The following is a 15,567-nucleotide window of genomic DNA, read 5'->3' on the forward strand; positions in this document are numbered from 1 at the left end:
AATATTATCACGAGACAACGGAACTGGAGATGACAGAACATGAATAGTACAGGGCCTAAGAGGCGACTGAACGTGGCTATTGTAGGAGCCGGATTCATGGGCAGGGCGCATTCTAACGCCTGGCGTCAGGCACCGAAGTTCTTCGACCTGCCACTCGACGTGTCTATGGCCGTCCTGTGTCGAAAGGACTCGGCGCATGCGCAAGAGGCTGCAGAAGCGCTCGGGTGGAGCTCCAGCGAGAGCGACTGGCGGAACCTGCTCACTCGCGACGACGTGGATCTGATCGACATCTGCGTACCCGGCGGTCTGCACCAGGAGATCGCCGTCGCCGCGCTCGACGCCGGCAAGCACGTGCTGTGCGAGAAACCTTTGGCCAATACCGTCGAACAGGCACAAGCCATGACGGAAGCCGCTGAGCGCGCTGCTGCTCGCGGCGTTCAGTCGATGGTGGGCTTCTCCTACCGCAGATCGCCGGCAATCGCGTTGGCGAGGCGCATGGTGGTGGAGGGTAAGATCGGCAAGATAAGGCAGATTCGTACCGGCTACCGGCAGGACTTCATCGTCGATCCCAACGAGCCCCTCAGCTGGAGGTTGGAGAAGGACAAGGCCGGTTCCGGCGCCCTCGGTGACATCGGCGCGCATCTGATCGATCTGTGTCAGTACCTCGCCGATGACAGGATCGTCGAGGTGTCGGGAACGTTGGAGACCTTCGTGAAACGGCGTCCTCTTGCCGCCCCTGGCAGTGGACTCGGTGGCAGACAGGCCGCCGAGGGGTATGGCGATGTCACGGTTGACGACGCCGCCTGGTTCCTCGGGCGCATGTCACAGGGCACCGTTGCCTCCTTCGAGGCCACTCGGTTCGCGACGGGCCGGAAGAACGAACTGACCATTGAGGTATCCGGGTCCTCCGGAGCGCTGCGCTGGAACCTGGAGGACTACAACGTGCTTGAGTACTATGACGGATCCGAGCCCGCCGTCGAGTCCGGATTCCGCCGAATTCTGGCCACGGAGCCCGACACTCCTTACTACAGCGCCTGGTGGCCCACGGGCCACGTGATTGGCTGGGAGCACGGATTTACCCACCAGGTGGTCGATCTGGTGGAGGCGATCGCCCGGGGAGAGGCTCCACGGCCAACATTCGCCGACGGATTGAGCGTGCAACGCGTTCTTGCGGCGGTGGAGCGCTCGGCGGCATCTCGTGCGGCCTGGACCGACGTATGAACGCACTGATGAAACCAAGGAAGGAGACAGTGCATCATGACCCGTGACGTATCACTACTCACTCTGCAATGGGCCGACCTCCCATTCGAGGAGGTCGCGCGACTCGCATCCGAATGGGGCTTCGACGGCCTTGAAATCGGCTGCGCAGGAGACCACCTCGACGTATGGCGGGGCGCAACCGATGACGCATACATTCAGGAGAAGTTGGATGTCTGCGCACGCTACAACCTCAAGATCGTGGCGCTTGCCAACCATCTGAAGAGCCAGGCGGTGTGTGACGATCCGATTGACGAACGGCATCACCGAATGCTGCCGGACGCCATCTGGGGAGACGGCGATCCGGAGGGCGTGCGCAGTCGTGCGGCCGAGGAGGTTATGAACACGGCGCGCACCGCTCAGCGACTAGGAGTCAAGACGGTAGTCGGCTTCACCGGATCGTCGATCTGGAAGTACCTAGCCATGTTCCCGCCGGTTGATGACGACCTCATCGAGGCCGGCTGGGAGGATTTCTCACGCCGTTGGAATCCGATCCTGGACGTATTCGCCGAGTGCGGCGTCCGCTTCGCCGCTGAGGTCCACCCCAGCGAGCTGGCATACGACTACTGGACTGCCAAGAAGATGCTTGAGGTGATCGATCGCCCGGAACTCGGAATCAACTGGGATCCCAGCCATATGAACTGGCAGGATGTCGATCCGGTGGGGTTCCTGGACGACTTCGCGGACAAGATCTATCACGTGCATGCGAAGGACTCCAAGAAACGGCTAACCGGACGCTCCGGGAGGCTCAGCTCACACCTGCCATGGAATGACGGGCGCCGTGGGTGGACATTCGTGTCGGTTGGGCACGGCGACGTCCCCTGGGAGGAATGCTTCCGTGCGCTCAACCGTATCGGATACACCGGGCCCGTATCGGTGGAATGGGAGGACGCCGGGATGGACCGGATGCGAGGCGCTCCCGAGGCGCTCGAGTTCGTCCGACGCGCGATGTGGGACGCGCCCGGCGCCGCCTTCGACGCGGCATTCGCGACACGCTGACGAGCTGTCCTGCTTGCGGCGGCGGGCCGACGGTCCAGACGCCGTGACCCGCCGCCGCAAGCCAGTCCGAGCGTGTCCGACGGTAGTGGTTCGCTGCCGCACGACCCGGTGCGATTGCAGCCCCCGAGACATCGACATACAGCCGGTATGCAAATTGACTGAACTGCCACAAAGACGTGGAGAGTATTATCATGACTGTAAGCCCTGCTAATTCTATGCCGTCCTCCCCACCCTCGGAGAAGCTGTCCACGGCGACAAAGATCTCCTATGGCCTCGGCGACGTCGGCGGCCAGATGGTATGGAATCTGTCGTCCAGCTATCTTGTTCTATTTTACACCGACAGCGTCGGCCTCGCGGCCGCCGCCGTGGGCACGCTGATGTTCGTCGCCCGCATAACGGACGCCGTCTTCGATCCGATTTGGGGCGCGTTCACCGAGCGGCGATACACGAAGCACGGTCGCTTCCGCCCATGGATGATCTGGGGAGGTCCGCCGCTCGCGATTTTCACCGTACTAACCTTCAGCACCATTCCCGGCACCGAAGGCGCCAAATTGGCGTGGGCCATCTGTACGTACATGATCCAAGGGCTTCTGTACTCCGTCGTCAACCTGCCGTACGGGGCGCTGGCGACGGTGATGACTCGCGACTCGGGAGATCGTGTCGCCCTGAACTCGTACCGGATGGTCGGAACGAACTTCGGAAGCATTATACTCGGCGCAATCACCATGCCGATTGTGCTCCATCTCAGCGGCGGGGGCGGCGCCGCCACCGTGGGCGGATTCACCGCAACGGCGGCACTGTTCTCGATAGCTGCGCTGCCGCTCTTCGCGCTCGTGTTCGTAACTAGCAAGGAGGTCGTCCGGCCGGTTCCGGAAGAGACTCGCGTGTCGCTGATCGACACATTCAAGACGGTGCTCGGAAACAGGCCCCTGATGCTCATCACGACGATGCTAATCTGCACCATGACCAGTCAGTTCGGCCGACTCGCCGTGGCCATGTACTACATTATCTATTCGATAGGCAGGGTAGACCTGGCGGGCTGGCTCATGCCGATTCCGCCCCTCTTCACGATCATCGGAATCGCCGCCTTCACACGATTCGCGAAGAAATTGGGCAAGAAGAGGATGGTAATGATCTCAATCCTCAGCTCCTCGATCTCGTTGCTGTTGCTGTTCTTTGTCGGACCCTCGAACCTCGTGGCCGTCGTCGTGCTGTCCATGCTGTACGGGCTCGGCCTGTTCGCAACGCCGATTGTGCTCGCGATGGTGCCGGACGCGATTGATTACCAGGAGGACAGAACGGGAGTCCGCAGTGATGGCACGTCATACGCTATGACCAGCCTCGCGATCAAGGTTGCATCCGCGCTTGGCGGGGCCATTGGAGCCTGGTGCCTCGCGGCGTTCGGGTACTCCGCAGATGCGGCGCCGACCGCGAGGGCGCTGATGGGCGTGAACGTCGCCGTCAACTTGATGCCCGCGGCGATCCTTCTACTCGCCCTCATTCCACTCGCCGCCTACCCGATCACAGAGGCGAAGTACCAAGCTATTCGTGCACGCCTGGAGTCGAGGACGCCGTCTACCGGCCAGTCGACTGAAGACCAGTAGGCGCCCGGCTCAGTCCACTCGGAATAACCGTACGCGGATGCGGACGCATGCGGGCAGATCTATTGTGGCGCGATGCCGATGTGCCTCGTTGGAGGCGAGTACAAGGAAAGTGGAGTGCTGGGTAACGGCTGATGGGCGGGTCCGGATGAGCTCGGTGGACGAGACCACGGTGGATCAGAAGTGTCTGTACATGTGTTCTGGTCGACGGTTCCGCCATTTCCCGCAGTGGTTCGTGGGGTAGACGTGCCGTGTTGTCGCCATGGTTTTGGGACTATTGGGTCTCATGGTTCCTAGGACGCCATCACACCCACCAACCGTGAAGCCGGGCGGCAACACATCCGGACCAAGAATAAGCAGGAGACGCTCCGGTAGCCAGGCCCGGCACCGCCGCTACGCCCCGTGCGCCGGCGCGTAGTTCACCCCGGGCCCGAAAGGAAAGCTACACCGGCCCCCAGCGGCCCGGCTGCAGTTCAAGTGACCTACTGGACCCCAGGTGTCTGCGTCTTGGCCGCTGGGGGCGCGGCGGGCGCGTCATTGACGCGTTTCTGGCAGAGGCTCATGACTGTTAGCGCTCCATGTCATTAGTTCCGGATGTTCCAGAAGTCATGAGACGACACAGTGCGTCTACCCCACGAACCGTCGCTGGAGTTAGCGAACAGTTCGGTTCGTCCCGACGAGCCTTCGCCGAGACACGCGATTAGATACGCCAACCGTCCGCCCTTGCTCGACGTACGCGCCAGGAGCTCGTCCAGGGGCGCGGTGATGCAAGTCGATGACAAACTGCCAACGCAGGCTCGTCTCCCGAGGGCGCGGCCTCTGACGGTCGAGCAGGGCGGTTGGGCTGCGGGATCGGTAATGCTGTGGCCCCGCCTGGAAGATGCTCTTCGTGTATGCGCGGCGGCGGCTGGTCTAATGGTCAGCGCTAGGCGCGCGGTTACAGTCTTCTTTCCCGGCTTCCCAGTGTCACCCGCCGAGCCTGTGCATGGTCCGCCGGGATGTTCGAGGACGCAGGTTGGGCCTCGACGAGGCCGAAGAGAGCGTTCTTGAAGACGTCCCCTCGTTCTGGAGGTCTAGCCCACGTGGCCGACTACCCCGCTCAGCATCGACAACTTCTCACCACCGTCATGCCCGCCCGAGCATCCAAACAACGGACGTCGACTTCCTCGTCGGTCCGAGATGCTCCTCACGCACCCGAGTACGAACACCACCGTCCGGTCCCGAACCATCACACTCATCAACCGGAACAGCGGTATTTCGGATGGAACTCGGCGACAACCGCGCTACGCGGTAGACGGGAAAGACGGTATTCGATTTACAATTCACAAAGATGCATTAGGAAGCGCTGGCTTGATCAGCCTCGCCCGCCTCCAGTCTCGCCCGGACCTCTTCATAGACGTCTTCAGTGACGGGATAGAAGAACATCGGAATCGCCGCCAGAATGAGGAACGCCGCGGGTACGAGGTTCACAGCGACATTGATACCGAACGCCGCATGCTCTGTCTGGACACTATTCGCCACGTAGCCGAACCCTGCAAGTATCCATGTGCCGATCGCCCCACCAACGGCAGAACCCAGCTTGATTGAAACGCTCGAAAGCGCAAACCCCGAGCCGTCACTGCGTATACCGGTACGATCCTCCTGGTAATCGATCGCATCCGGAATCATCGACAGGGCCAGAGGTGTTGCCACGAAGAACAGGCCATACAGGCCGTTCAACACGATGACGAAGACTACATTGGATGGGTCGACGAAGAACAGACATACGAGCGGAAGCGCCGTCATTATCAGCGACACAATTAAAAGCCTGCGCTTACCGATCCTGCTCGACAGCCTCGTAAAAAGGGCGATGCCGACTACAGTCGCGATGGAGGGCAGCGACATGAGCAGCGCTACCAGGTCCTGCCGATTCATGAGATATATATAGTAATACAGGGCGACCGCAAGGCGGCCGAATATCCCGGTCAGCATGAGCAGCATCGTGGAGGCCACCAGCATGAGCGGACCATTGGTGACAACCACACGAATAGTTGTTGCAAGTGAAACGCGGGTTCTCGTCACGTCGGGCACGATCACTTCATGGCACTTGGCGAAGACAAGCCAAAGCATGGGAACGGCAATGAGAACCATCGTCAGGGCAGTGAGCGTATACCCTCGAACGCTCGTTGAGTCCGCGTCACCGCTGAACGTAATCGCAAGCGGCATCGTTATGGCGTTGATCAGAACCACCCCGACATTCATGCCGACGGTTCGCGCAGAACCAAGGTCGACACGTTCGCGCGAATCACGGGACATGACCGCGCCGAGTGCACCATAAGGAAGATTGACGGCGGAGTACAGCAGGCCCTGGAAGAGATAGGTGATCGCCGCCCATGTCAGCTTTAGGTTCTGGGAACCGGGGATGGTCATGAAGGTAAGTACAGTCATTACCCCCATGACCGGAGAGGCAAATAGCAGCCACGGACGAAATCTTCCCCATCTGGTAGGGTGCCGCTCGATGTAGGCACCCAATATGGGGTCGAATATTGCGTCACTGACACGGGCGAACAGCATAAGTCCGCCCACGGCGGCCGCAGCGAGACCAACGTTGTCCGTGTAAAACAGCACGAGGTAGCTGGACGATAGCGACCACATCAGTTGACAGGCTAGGTCTCCAAGCCCGTAGACCAGTTTCGTCGACGTCGACAGTCGAGCGCTCCTCATACCTTACCTCCTGAATTGCCCTCCCGGAGTGCGTCATTATTCTCCCGGAGTGCGTTCATCGTTCCAGCTCCGGCAAGGCCGAGCCACCATTTGCTCTTAGGGTCATTTTGGTAGGTCCGGTTTTTTGTTGGTGTCAGCTGTTTAGGAGGATGGGTTCGACGGGGTCAGGGGCTTGGTCGCTTTCGACCACGGCCCATCCGTTGTATGAGCGGTCTCGTAGCGCCGCGATGAGGGCGGGGGCGTTGACCAGCGCCGAGTTAGTAGAACCGGCGTTGGATACGGTCACCGGTGTCCTCTTGGAGCACGGCGGTTTCTGCCGGCCCGAATCCGATCCGCGTAATCCTCGCCGGCCTCGGAAAACAACAACTCAACATTCGGTGCGAACAACATCTCGCACAGCCTTCCGGGGAACTAGGCGACCCTCGCCCAACAAGGCCCGCAACAGGCCCCGCCCGCACCATGCCCCCAACGAACGGCACGAACGCCACCACCCAGACCGGCGGTCACCATCGACCACCACCCGTTTGATGCGCGATCAAACATAACAACCCCCACACCCCACCGTCAACCCCCCAAACAAAACACACCACAAGCCGAACCACACCCGCCACCACCGAACCAACACAGCCGTTGGCGGCGTGGCCCGGCGCGAGCCGGCCTGCCCGACGGGGAAGGGGCGTTCTAGCCGAGCCGGGGCCGTCAGACCGCTGGTAGCGCCACTGGACGGGTGCCGACGGGGCTGTGGCGGCGACTGCCGCCGGCATCGCGCTGGTGGTGTCTGCCTGGGAGACCCTCTCCCCCACGTCCGCCGGACTGCCCGCCCCCGAGGACTTCCGCTGAGCCGCTGTGGCCATGCCCGTCGCAGTGGGTTCCGGCATATCGGGACGGCCGGGCGGGCCCGTCGCCGAATATGACGCGTACGCGCTCTCGACTCCCGCGGCTGCTAACGTGCGTTCGGCGGCCTGCCAGCCGTACCGGCGCCGTTCCCGGGTGCGCACGGTGTGGACCGGCCCCGTCCACGCCCACTTCGACGACGGGTGTGGGCTCCTCCTCCTGAAAGGACCGGCATGTTCGTCCTAGTCCCCACCACACCACTGGATGCCAACACGATCCGCTTCATTGCGGAGTCCACCAACGCCATGCTGGAGGCGCGGGCCGCAGAGCAGACCACGCGAGACGAGCGCGCTAACGGCGCACGCCGCCACGCCCCGATCGGCGCCCGGCCGACGGCGCTACCAGTGAACTGACCGCGTCGTCACCAGGCGTCTACTACGCCACTTCACCGTTGGGCACGCCGGTTCGACCTTTGCTGAACGGCCCACAGCCATTCAGCAGACCCCTAAGGGGCGTAGCAGACGGTGAACCGGCGTAGTAGACGGTCACCATCACCCGCAGAACCGTCGGCCCAACCCTGCCGCCACGGACACTAAACGCGAGCGCCGTGGCCCGCCGCGCCAACCGCTAGCATGGCAGCGCGATCGAGGAGGATCGGCAGCCGCGCGCACATCCCCCGATCAGCTGCTGGAAGTCGGCGCCGTCATGCGCGCGGCCAGGCAGATCGCAGTGAAGGAGATACGGTGCACAGCAACTCGCCCGACGACGCAGCACTTCCCCGGGCGCTGGACCTGCTCGCCGAGCAGTTCCCCCTCTACGACTGGACCTACAGGGAGGTGCCTGAAACCAGCGGCGCCGAGGTCGGTTTTGAGTGGTTCGGCGGAGACGATGAGGAAGTCATGGTCTGCGTCTTCCGCGGCAGCAGCATCGGCGAACGCTTCCACCGCCACGGGTTCTTCTTCCTCAACTACGCCTACCAGGGTGACTACCGGGCGCTGAGTCACCGGTCCGACAACCTGGTGACGGTGCACGAGGGCCAGATGTATACGGGCCAGCCCTTCCACGGCTACGCGCTGCGCTCCAGCGTCGACGAGCAATGCACGATCGTGGGCGTGCTGATACGCGCCCAGACCTTCTACCGAGAGTTCCTGCCGCCGGTCATGGCCGACGCCGAGCTGTTGGACTTCTATCTGGGCCCGCGCGACGACGCCTTCAGCGACGAGTTCCGGCACGTCACCATCCCCGACTCCTCCCCCGTGCGCCGGCTGCTGGAGATCATGGTGGTTGAGTACGCGAACCGCCGTGACGATTCCCAGCAAGTCCTCAAGCCGTTGGCCCTGGCGCTGGTAGAACTGGTGGCGCGGGAATGGCGTGCCGAGTACACAGGTAGCACGGGACGAGCCGAGAACGATAGGCCTGGACGCAGCGAAGGAACCGACGCCGGAGCTGGGAGCGGAGGCATCGAGGTTCCGGACAGGCCCGTGTCCTCAACAGTCATTGAGGCCGTGTCCCGGGATTTGGGGGGTGTCACCCTGCAGGCGTTGGCAGACCGTCTGGGCTACCACCCCAACTACCTGAGCACGCTGGTGCGTAAGGAGACGAGGAAGAACTTCTCCCAGTTGGTCCTCCAACTGCGCATGGAACGCGCCGCCCTCCTGGTGGAGCGGACCACACTGTCAGTGGAGGAGATCGCCCGGAGCGTCGGCTACTCCAGCACGAGTAACTTCTACCGGGCTTACATGAGGTACTTCGGTCACTCTCCCCGGGGAAGAAGCCGGGAGTAGCTCGTGGCCCGCTGAAGATACGACCTGAGGAATTGGCCCGGTGGTGCTGAGATGCGGGCGCTGCGCAAGACCGAGCGGGAATGGAATAGTGCGGACCGTTCCAGCAGACACATCGTCGCCGAGGTGCCGGCGAGAATCATGCACCCCTCGACGGCGATCGGACTCCTGGACCAGCTGCCCCAAGAAGATCCTCAAGCACAGCAAGGAGAGAATCATGCAGGACATCACCGGAAAGACCGCGATCATCACGGGTGCCAGTTCCGGCATCGGCAGGGCGTCCGCCCTCGCGCTGGCCGAGGAAGGGGTCAACCTCGTACTGACCGCCAGGTCTGCGGACAAGCTGGCGGACATCGCCCAGCAGTGCCGTGAAATGGGCGTCCAGGCCGTCTACCACGCCGGTGACGCCCGCGAGGAGGCCACCGTGATCGCTACCGTCAAGCTGGCGATGGACACCTTCGAACGGATCGACATACTCGTCTCCAACGCGGGCATCGGCATTGCCGGACCGTTCCTGGACTCCACCATGGAGACCTACGACGTGCAGATGGACACCAATGTGCGCTCCTCCTACGCGTTCTGTCTGCACGCGGTACCCGAGATGATCAAGCAGGAGGAGTCCCAGCTGATCATCGTCTCCTCCGTCACCGGCATCAATGGCCATGCCCAAGAGGTCGCCTACTCCGCCACCAAGTTCGCCAACCGGGGCATGGCGCAGGCGCTCAACCTGGAGTTCCGCGAGCAGGGGCTCAAGGTGTGCACGCTGTGTCCCTCGGCTACCAACACCGAGTTCCAGGTGGGTGCCGGACGCACGCACGAGGAGAACGATGCCCGCCTCATGCTGCTGCCGCAGGACGTGGCCGACGCCGTCGTGTTCATCTGCAAGCAGGGCAAGGGCACCAGCCGCGTGATGGAGATGACCCTGGCTGCCATGTCCGGGAACTGAGGCCACACCTCACAGCGCATCACCAACCGCAAGGGGCACGAAGAGCTCGTTTCGGGGATGAACCGTGCCGAGCTCCGTGTGCTCCCAGACGCATCCTCTCAGGTGAGCAGATCTCGCAGCAGGACCGCCATGTTCGTGGACAGGTTGGCGTGGTGGTCCGTCACGTACAGCACGCCGTCACGCGTCGAGCAGCGCAACTCGAGGACGTAGGAGGCGAACCACTCCAGAGAGATCCATAGGCAACCGTCACGATGCACGGCCTCAGCGAGCATGGAGGTCACTCGTCCGTTCCTCACGCACCCGATGCCGCCGCGCGCGAACTGCAGGCTCTGTCCATCGGACAGCGTCAAGACCGCCACGGCGCCTCCCTCGGACTCCTCCAGCGCAGCGTCGAAGGTGCACGCGATGAAGCTCAGGGGGACGTATACGTATTCCCCTCGCACGAGTGCGTCACCGCCCAGCCCGTGGTACTTGAGCTTCCTCCAAGTGAAGGCCTCCCCACCGAGCTCGACGACGCCTCCGCAGACCCACGCACGACTGCAGCCGTTCGCCACCGCGACCGCCCAGTCATCACCTTGCCGAGGGCATACGGACCCCGTGTCCTGAATGAGACCGTCCTCATGGCGACGCATCCCCGAGAACAGGTAGTCCCAGACGAGCTCGGCATCGTCGAAGGTCTGGCCGTGATCGCGGTTGCGCACGTCCCGAAACACCACATCGGCGTTCCCGCCCCGATAGAAGGCGAAGTTGTCATCCCCTCGGATGGAGATGGCGGGAGGCTCGGTGATCCCATTGACGGCCAGCCAGTACTCCCGGTTACGACGGACCACCTCCTGAACGGCCATCCCCGCGTCCTTCGGCGGCCCGTCGAGGTCCAGCCGCGACTGCCAGATGGCCAGCGGACCGGCACGGTTCAGAAGGCGTCCATCGGCGTCGAAGAGAAGATTGGGCTTGGCCGGGCCGCCGGAGCCGGCTGCGCCCGCCAGCACGTCCCCGAAATAGCGGGCGAACTGGGAGGTCATGAGGTTCCCCATGGACATTCCCTGCATGAACACCCGGCTCCGGTCGATGGAGTATTCCTGGCAGCACTGCTCAATGAGACCGAGGATGAAGCGCAGATCATGGTTATCCTCCGGATTGGCGGGAGGAGTGTTCAAGTACATGCCCTCAGCATCCGGACGGGTGAAAGCCTCGACGTCCTCCGCAGCGACGTCCACGGTCCAGAAGTTACGGGTTCCAGCGCTCGGGAACACCACGATGAAGCCCTCGCGGTCGGCCACATTGGTCCATGAGGTGTACACGGCCTGCGCCCACCCGGTCATCATGCCGCCGTGCAGGGAAACGACGAGTGGCACGGGAACCGTCGGGTCGTAGGACTCGGGCACATAGAGGTACCAGTGGTCGACGACGCCGTCAGCGATCTCTCCGGAGCATTCAGCCAGTCGGGGAGGGAAGGGCTGGGAGTTGTTGCCGTTCTCATTTACGACGATGCTGGAGTTCTTCAGAGATTTTGGGAGATAGTCCCGGTTGTCGTCATCCGGGACGCCCGGGCGAATGAATGCCGATCTTCCTGTCATGTGAAACACCTTTCGCTGTGCGGGTCGCGGGTCTCCTGATGTCTCAAAGGCACGCATCCTCAAGATCGAAGAATTCAAGGGCCTCTCGGATAGCGCGGTCCCAGAAGTCCCACTCGTGTCCGTACCCTTCGGTGATGACGAACTCCGCCTCAAGGCCGATCTCCTCGGCATGCTTCTTGAAGGTCATCAGATCAGGGACTATGTAGTCGTCATCGCCGCCAGTGTGGAAGCGCAGCCGCGGCAGCGCCCCGCTGGCGGCCTTCTCGTCGATGATCCGCCAAACGTTCTCCTCCGATGCCTTGAAGGCCTCCAGGCCACCGGCGTTGTGGACCATGCCCGCCAGACGCCGAGCGAAGATGTCATCCGAGGCGAGGTACTCCTCGGTCAGGAGATCGAAGTTCTTCGGCGCGGCGGAGAGCACCGCCGCCGCTGCGAAGAGCTCCGGGTGGTTGACCGCGAACTTGATGGTGGCTCGTCCCCCCATGGACAGGCCCGCAATGAAGTTGTCCTCCCGCCTATGTGAGACCGGGAACCAGTTCCATACCAGCGGCATGAGTTCCTTAATGACGTAATCGTATGCGTCGTAGCCCAGCATCGCGCCGCTCCAGTTGGAGAAGTTGGAGTTCTGCCCACTCGGCATGACCACCGCGATGCCCTTGTCGACGGCGTAACGTTCAATATTCGTCTTGCGCACCCAGTCACTGTGGTCACCGAAGGTCCCATGCAGCAGCCACAAAACCTTCAGGTCTCGGGCTCGCTCGTAATAGTCGGTCGGTTCCTCGGCCTGCGGGCGGTCTGGCAGGATCATTGTGAACTCCTGGTTCGCGCGCAGATGCCTACTCTCGAAGTTCATGGTCAGCAACGCCATAGCTTCTCCTAGTGTCATTGAATCCGGCACGGCATCCCCGCCACACCGATGGTGCGCAGCAACTATCCGCCCCTCATCCCACCTGCGTGAGCCGCCATCCGGCGGCGATATCCCGGCTGATCGCGCCGCGATGGCGGCTCACGCACTGCGCGCATCCTGATTGACTCGGCACATGACGCGGATCGCAGTGCGGCCTACACCACCCGCCTGCGCCCCGCGCCCGAGCAGTTCCCGTCCGTACCAGAGCGCCTCCGTGAGGGGCATCGAGGTCACGCATGTCCGCAGTCAACAACCAACGCATCTGGTCGACTGGATTCACCATCATCTTCGTCATTAATGTCATCATCAACTTCGCGCAGTACATGATGATCACGCTGGTGCCCAAGTTCGCCGAGTCCCTGGGCGCCTCGGCCGTGGTCATCGGCGTGGTCACCGGGACCTTCGCGATCACGGCGTTGGCGGTTCGTCCCCTGGTCGGACCGGCCACCCTACGTCTTCGCAGCCAATGGCTGCTTGCGGGCACGCTTCTGATTCTCATGGCTGCCTTCATCCTCTACTCCTCGGCAAACAGTGTCACGGGCCTGTTCGTGGCACGTCTCCTGCACGGAACAGGAATGGGATTCCTGGCTCCGGTCACCCTGTCGCTGGCCAGCCAGGCTCTCCCGGCGGAGCGCATGGCGCAGGGCATTGGGGTCTTCTCCCTGGGCCAGGCGGTGGCCACGGCCGTCGGCCCGTCAACGGGACTCTGGCTCCTAGACGTGATCGGCTACCGGGGAACCTTCCTGGCCTCTGGAGGCCTCATCGCGATCGCCTTCCTGATGACCTGGGCGCTATCCCCCGCTCCTCCGCCGGCACGCACCGACGGCACGTCCTTCTCCTGGCGATCCGTTATCGCACCCGAGGCGGTGGTCCCGGCCATCGTAATCTTCTTCCTGGCAGGGGCATACTCGGGCATCAACGCCTTCATCGTTCTGCTCGGCGAGTCCGTCGGAGTCGCCGATATAGGTACGTTCTTCACCGCCTACGCCCTCACAATCGTGATCTCGCGTCCCTTGGCGGGACGCATCTCGGACCGACACGGCCTGGCTGTCGTCATCGTGCCAGGCATGGCGGTTTTCGGCCTCGCGTTCGTCGTCGTCAGCCAGGCGCATTCCTTGGCCATGTTTCTGGTGGCCGGAGTGCTCTCGGCCCTGGGTTACGGCATCTGCCAGCCCGCGGTCCAGACCTGGTGCCTAATCAGCGTTGAGCCGGCGCGAAGGGGCATAGCCAGCAACACCAACTACATCGGCGTCGACCTGGCCTATCTGGTGATGCCGGTCGTTGCCGGTTCGATCGTCTCCCAGCTCCGTGACGCGGGCGCCTCAGCGGTGTCCTCGTATCAGATCATGTACCTCACCCTGATAGTCCCTGTGGCCATAGGCATGGCCGTGTTCCTCGCCTATGGACGGCGCAGTCTATCCCATCAGACCAACAACCCTAATGATCGGAGGTCATCATGAGGCCCGTCGTCAACCAGGCCATGCTCATCACTTACGCGGACTCCATGGGAGGTGACCTGAAACGCCTGCGCGCCTCCCTGGACACCCACCTGCCCGGAGCGTTCGGGGGCCTCCACATCCTGCCCTTCTTCCGCTCCTCTGGGGACCGCGGTTTCGCGGTCATCGATTACGACGACGTCGACCCCGCCTTCGGCGACTGGTCAGACATTGACGCCCTCGGCGAGGACTACTTCCTCATGGCCGACTTCATGCTTAACCATGCCTCTATCCGGTCCCACGAGTTTCTCGACTACATGGCGCGTGGAGAGGACTCCGCCTACCGTTCCATGTTCATCGACTGGGATGACTTTTGGCCCGAGGGTGAGCCCACGAGTAAGGACATGGAGCTCCTCTACCGACGCAAGCCGGGCGGCCCGGTAAAGGAGTTCACCCGGGCGGACGGGAGGACCGTGCGGATCTGGAATACCTTCTTCGACGAACAGGTGGACATCGACCCCTACGATCCCGCCACGCAGGCGTACTACGAGCGTAACCTGAGCCAACTGGCCCAACACGTGGCGGCCATCCGGTTCGATGCCTTCGCCTATGCCACCAAGCGCCCCGGCACCAGCTGCTTCTTCGTCGAACCCGATGTCTGGGAGGTCCTAGCAATCGGCCTGAAGCCACTACAGCCGTACGGCACGGTCATGCTCCCGGAGATACATGAGAACTACCGCACGCAGATGAAAATGGCCGACAGGGGCCACTGGGTCTACGACTTCGCCCTGCCCATGCTGACCCTGCACGCGCTGTTCACCGGGCGCACGGACCATCTCATACACTGGCTGGAGATCTGCCCCCGCCGCCAGTTCACCACTCTGGACACACACGACGGAATCGGCGTGGTAGACGTCGCCGGCCTGCTCAGTGACGAGGAGATCGACCTGGTCTCACAGCGGGTCGACGCCAACACGGCAAACCTCAAGGGGCACGGTCCCGCTCTCCCGGCGATACACCGGGACGGGAAGAAGGTCCGCTACCAGTTGATGACAACCTACTACTCGGCTCTGGGGGAGGACGACGCCGCTTTTCTCCTCGCCCGTGTCTTCCAACTCTTCGTTCCCGGGATCCCACAGCTGTACTACGTCGGGGCACTCTTCGGCGCAAACGACATCGCGGCGCTGGACCGGGTCGGTGATCCCCGCGCCGCCAACCGACACGACTACTCGGAGGCGGAGATCGCGCAGGCAGTCACCCGCCCTGCGGTGCAGACGCTCCTGGCCGCTCTGCGCCTGCGCAACACCTTCCCAGCTTTCAACGGTCATTGCTGCGTCTCGGAGCAGGGTCAGGGGCGCATCAGCGTCAAATGGGATGACGGAGCCTGCGCGGTACTACTGGAGGCGGACTTCTCCGACCACTCCTTCGTCATCAAGGCACGGCGGCGGCACGAGCCCTGGCGCCAGGTACTAGTGTCCTGATACCTCACCGACGGGGACGGCCGACGGCGCGCCCGGGAGGCCCCG

General features: G+C 62.8%; 11 protein-coding genes. 8 read left to right on the plus strand and 3 right to left on the minus strand.

What is annotated here, in order from left to right:
• Positions 1-72: 72 nt before the first annotated feature.
• The 3 genes from C3B71_RS13200 (at position 73) to C3B71_RS13210 (ending at position 3,860) form a co-directional block, all read left to right on the plus strand.
• Positions 73-1,221: a Gfo/Idh/MocA family protein gene (locus C3B71_RS13200; RefSeq protein ID WP_220092949.1), complete on the plus strand. Its 1,149-nt coding sequence runs from the start codon at positions 73-75 to the stop codon at positions 1,219-1,221.
• Positions 1,222-1,257: 36 nt separating this feature from the next.
• Entirely contained in the window at positions 1,258-2,256 is a 999-nt protein-coding gene (locus C3B71_RS13205) for a sugar phosphate isomerase/epimerase family protein (RefSeq protein WP_108968672.1), read from the plus strand.
• A 191-nt stretch (positions 2,257-2,447) separates the two neighbouring features.
• Positions 2,448-3,860, plus strand: coding sequence for an MFS transporter (locus C3B71_RS13210; RefSeq protein WP_146750765.1), 1,413 nt, complete (start codon positions 2,448-2,450; stop codon positions 3,858-3,860).
• Positions 3,861-5,192: 1,332 nt separating this feature from the next.
• Here the strand turns inward: C3B71_RS13210 and C3B71_RS13215 are convergent.
• Positions 5,193-6,560, minus strand: coding sequence for an MFS transporter (locus tag C3B71_RS13215; protein WP_108968676.1), 1,368 nt, complete (start codon positions 6,558-6,560; stop codon positions 5,193-5,195).
• A gap of 1,067 nt (positions 6,561-7,627) precedes the next feature.
• Here C3B71_RS13215 and C3B71_RS13220 point away from each other — a divergent pair.
• The 3 genes from C3B71_RS13220 to C3B71_RS13230 all read left to right on the plus strand — a co-directional run bounded on the left by C3B71_RS13220 (position 7,628) and on the right by C3B71_RS13230 (position 10,121).
• Entirely contained in the window at positions 7,628-7,807 is a 180-nt protein-coding gene (locus C3B71_RS13220; protein WP_108968679.1) for a hypothetical protein, read from the plus strand.
• Positions 7,808-8,137: 330 nt separating this feature from the next.
• Entirely contained in the window at positions 8,138-9,178 is a 1,041-nt protein-coding gene (locus tag C3B71_RS13225) for a helix-turn-helix transcriptional regulator (RefSeq protein ID WP_159097708.1), read from the plus strand.
• Between the two features lie 214 nt (positions 9,179-9,392).
• Complete coding sequence (locus C3B71_RS13230) at positions 9,393-10,121, plus strand: SDR family NAD(P)-dependent oxidoreductase (protein ID WP_108968683.1); 729 nt, start codon at positions 9,393-9,395, stop codon at positions 10,119-10,121.
• 98 nt (positions 10,122-10,219) lie between these two features.
• On the opposite strand, the gene C3B71_RS13235 is transcribed toward C3B71_RS13230, so the two are convergent.
• Both C3B71_RS13235 and C3B71_RS13240 read right to left on the minus strand, forming a co-directional pair.
• On the minus strand, positions 10,220-11,698 hold the full coding sequence (locus C3B71_RS13235) for an alpha/beta hydrolase family esterase (protein WP_108968685.1): 1,479 nt from the start codon (positions 11,696-11,698) through the stop codon (positions 10,220-10,222).
• A 43-nt stretch (positions 11,699-11,741) separates the two neighbouring features.
• A complete protein-coding gene (locus C3B71_RS13240; protein ID WP_108968687.1) occupies positions 11,742-12,566 on the minus strand; it encodes an alpha/beta hydrolase in 825 nt (274 codons plus the stop codon).
• Between the two features lie 275 nt (positions 12,567-12,841).
• On the opposite strand from C3B71_RS13240, the gene C3B71_RS13245 reads away from it, so the two are divergent.
• Together C3B71_RS13245 and gtfA are read left to right on the plus strand one after the other, a co-directional pair.
• Positions 12,842-14,065, plus strand: a complete 1,224-nt coding sequence (locus C3B71_RS13245; RefSeq protein ID WP_108968690.1) for an MFS transporter — start codon at positions 12,842-12,844, stop codon at positions 14,063-14,065.
• On the plus strand, positions 14,062-15,522 hold the full coding sequence (gtfA, locus tag C3B71_RS13250; protein WP_108968692.1) for a sucrose phosphorylase: 1,461 nt from the start codon (positions 14,062-14,064) through the stop codon (positions 15,520-15,522). Before C3B71_RS13245 ends, gtfA begins: the two co-directional genes overlap by 4 nt.
• The last annotated feature ends 45 nt before the right edge of the window (positions 15,523-15,567 follow it).

The organism is Actinomyces sp. Z16 (assembly GCF_003111765.1).
Classification (GTDB): Bacteria; Actinomycetota; Actinomycetes; order Actinomycetales; family Actinomycetaceae; genus Actinomyces; species Actinomyces glycerinitolerans.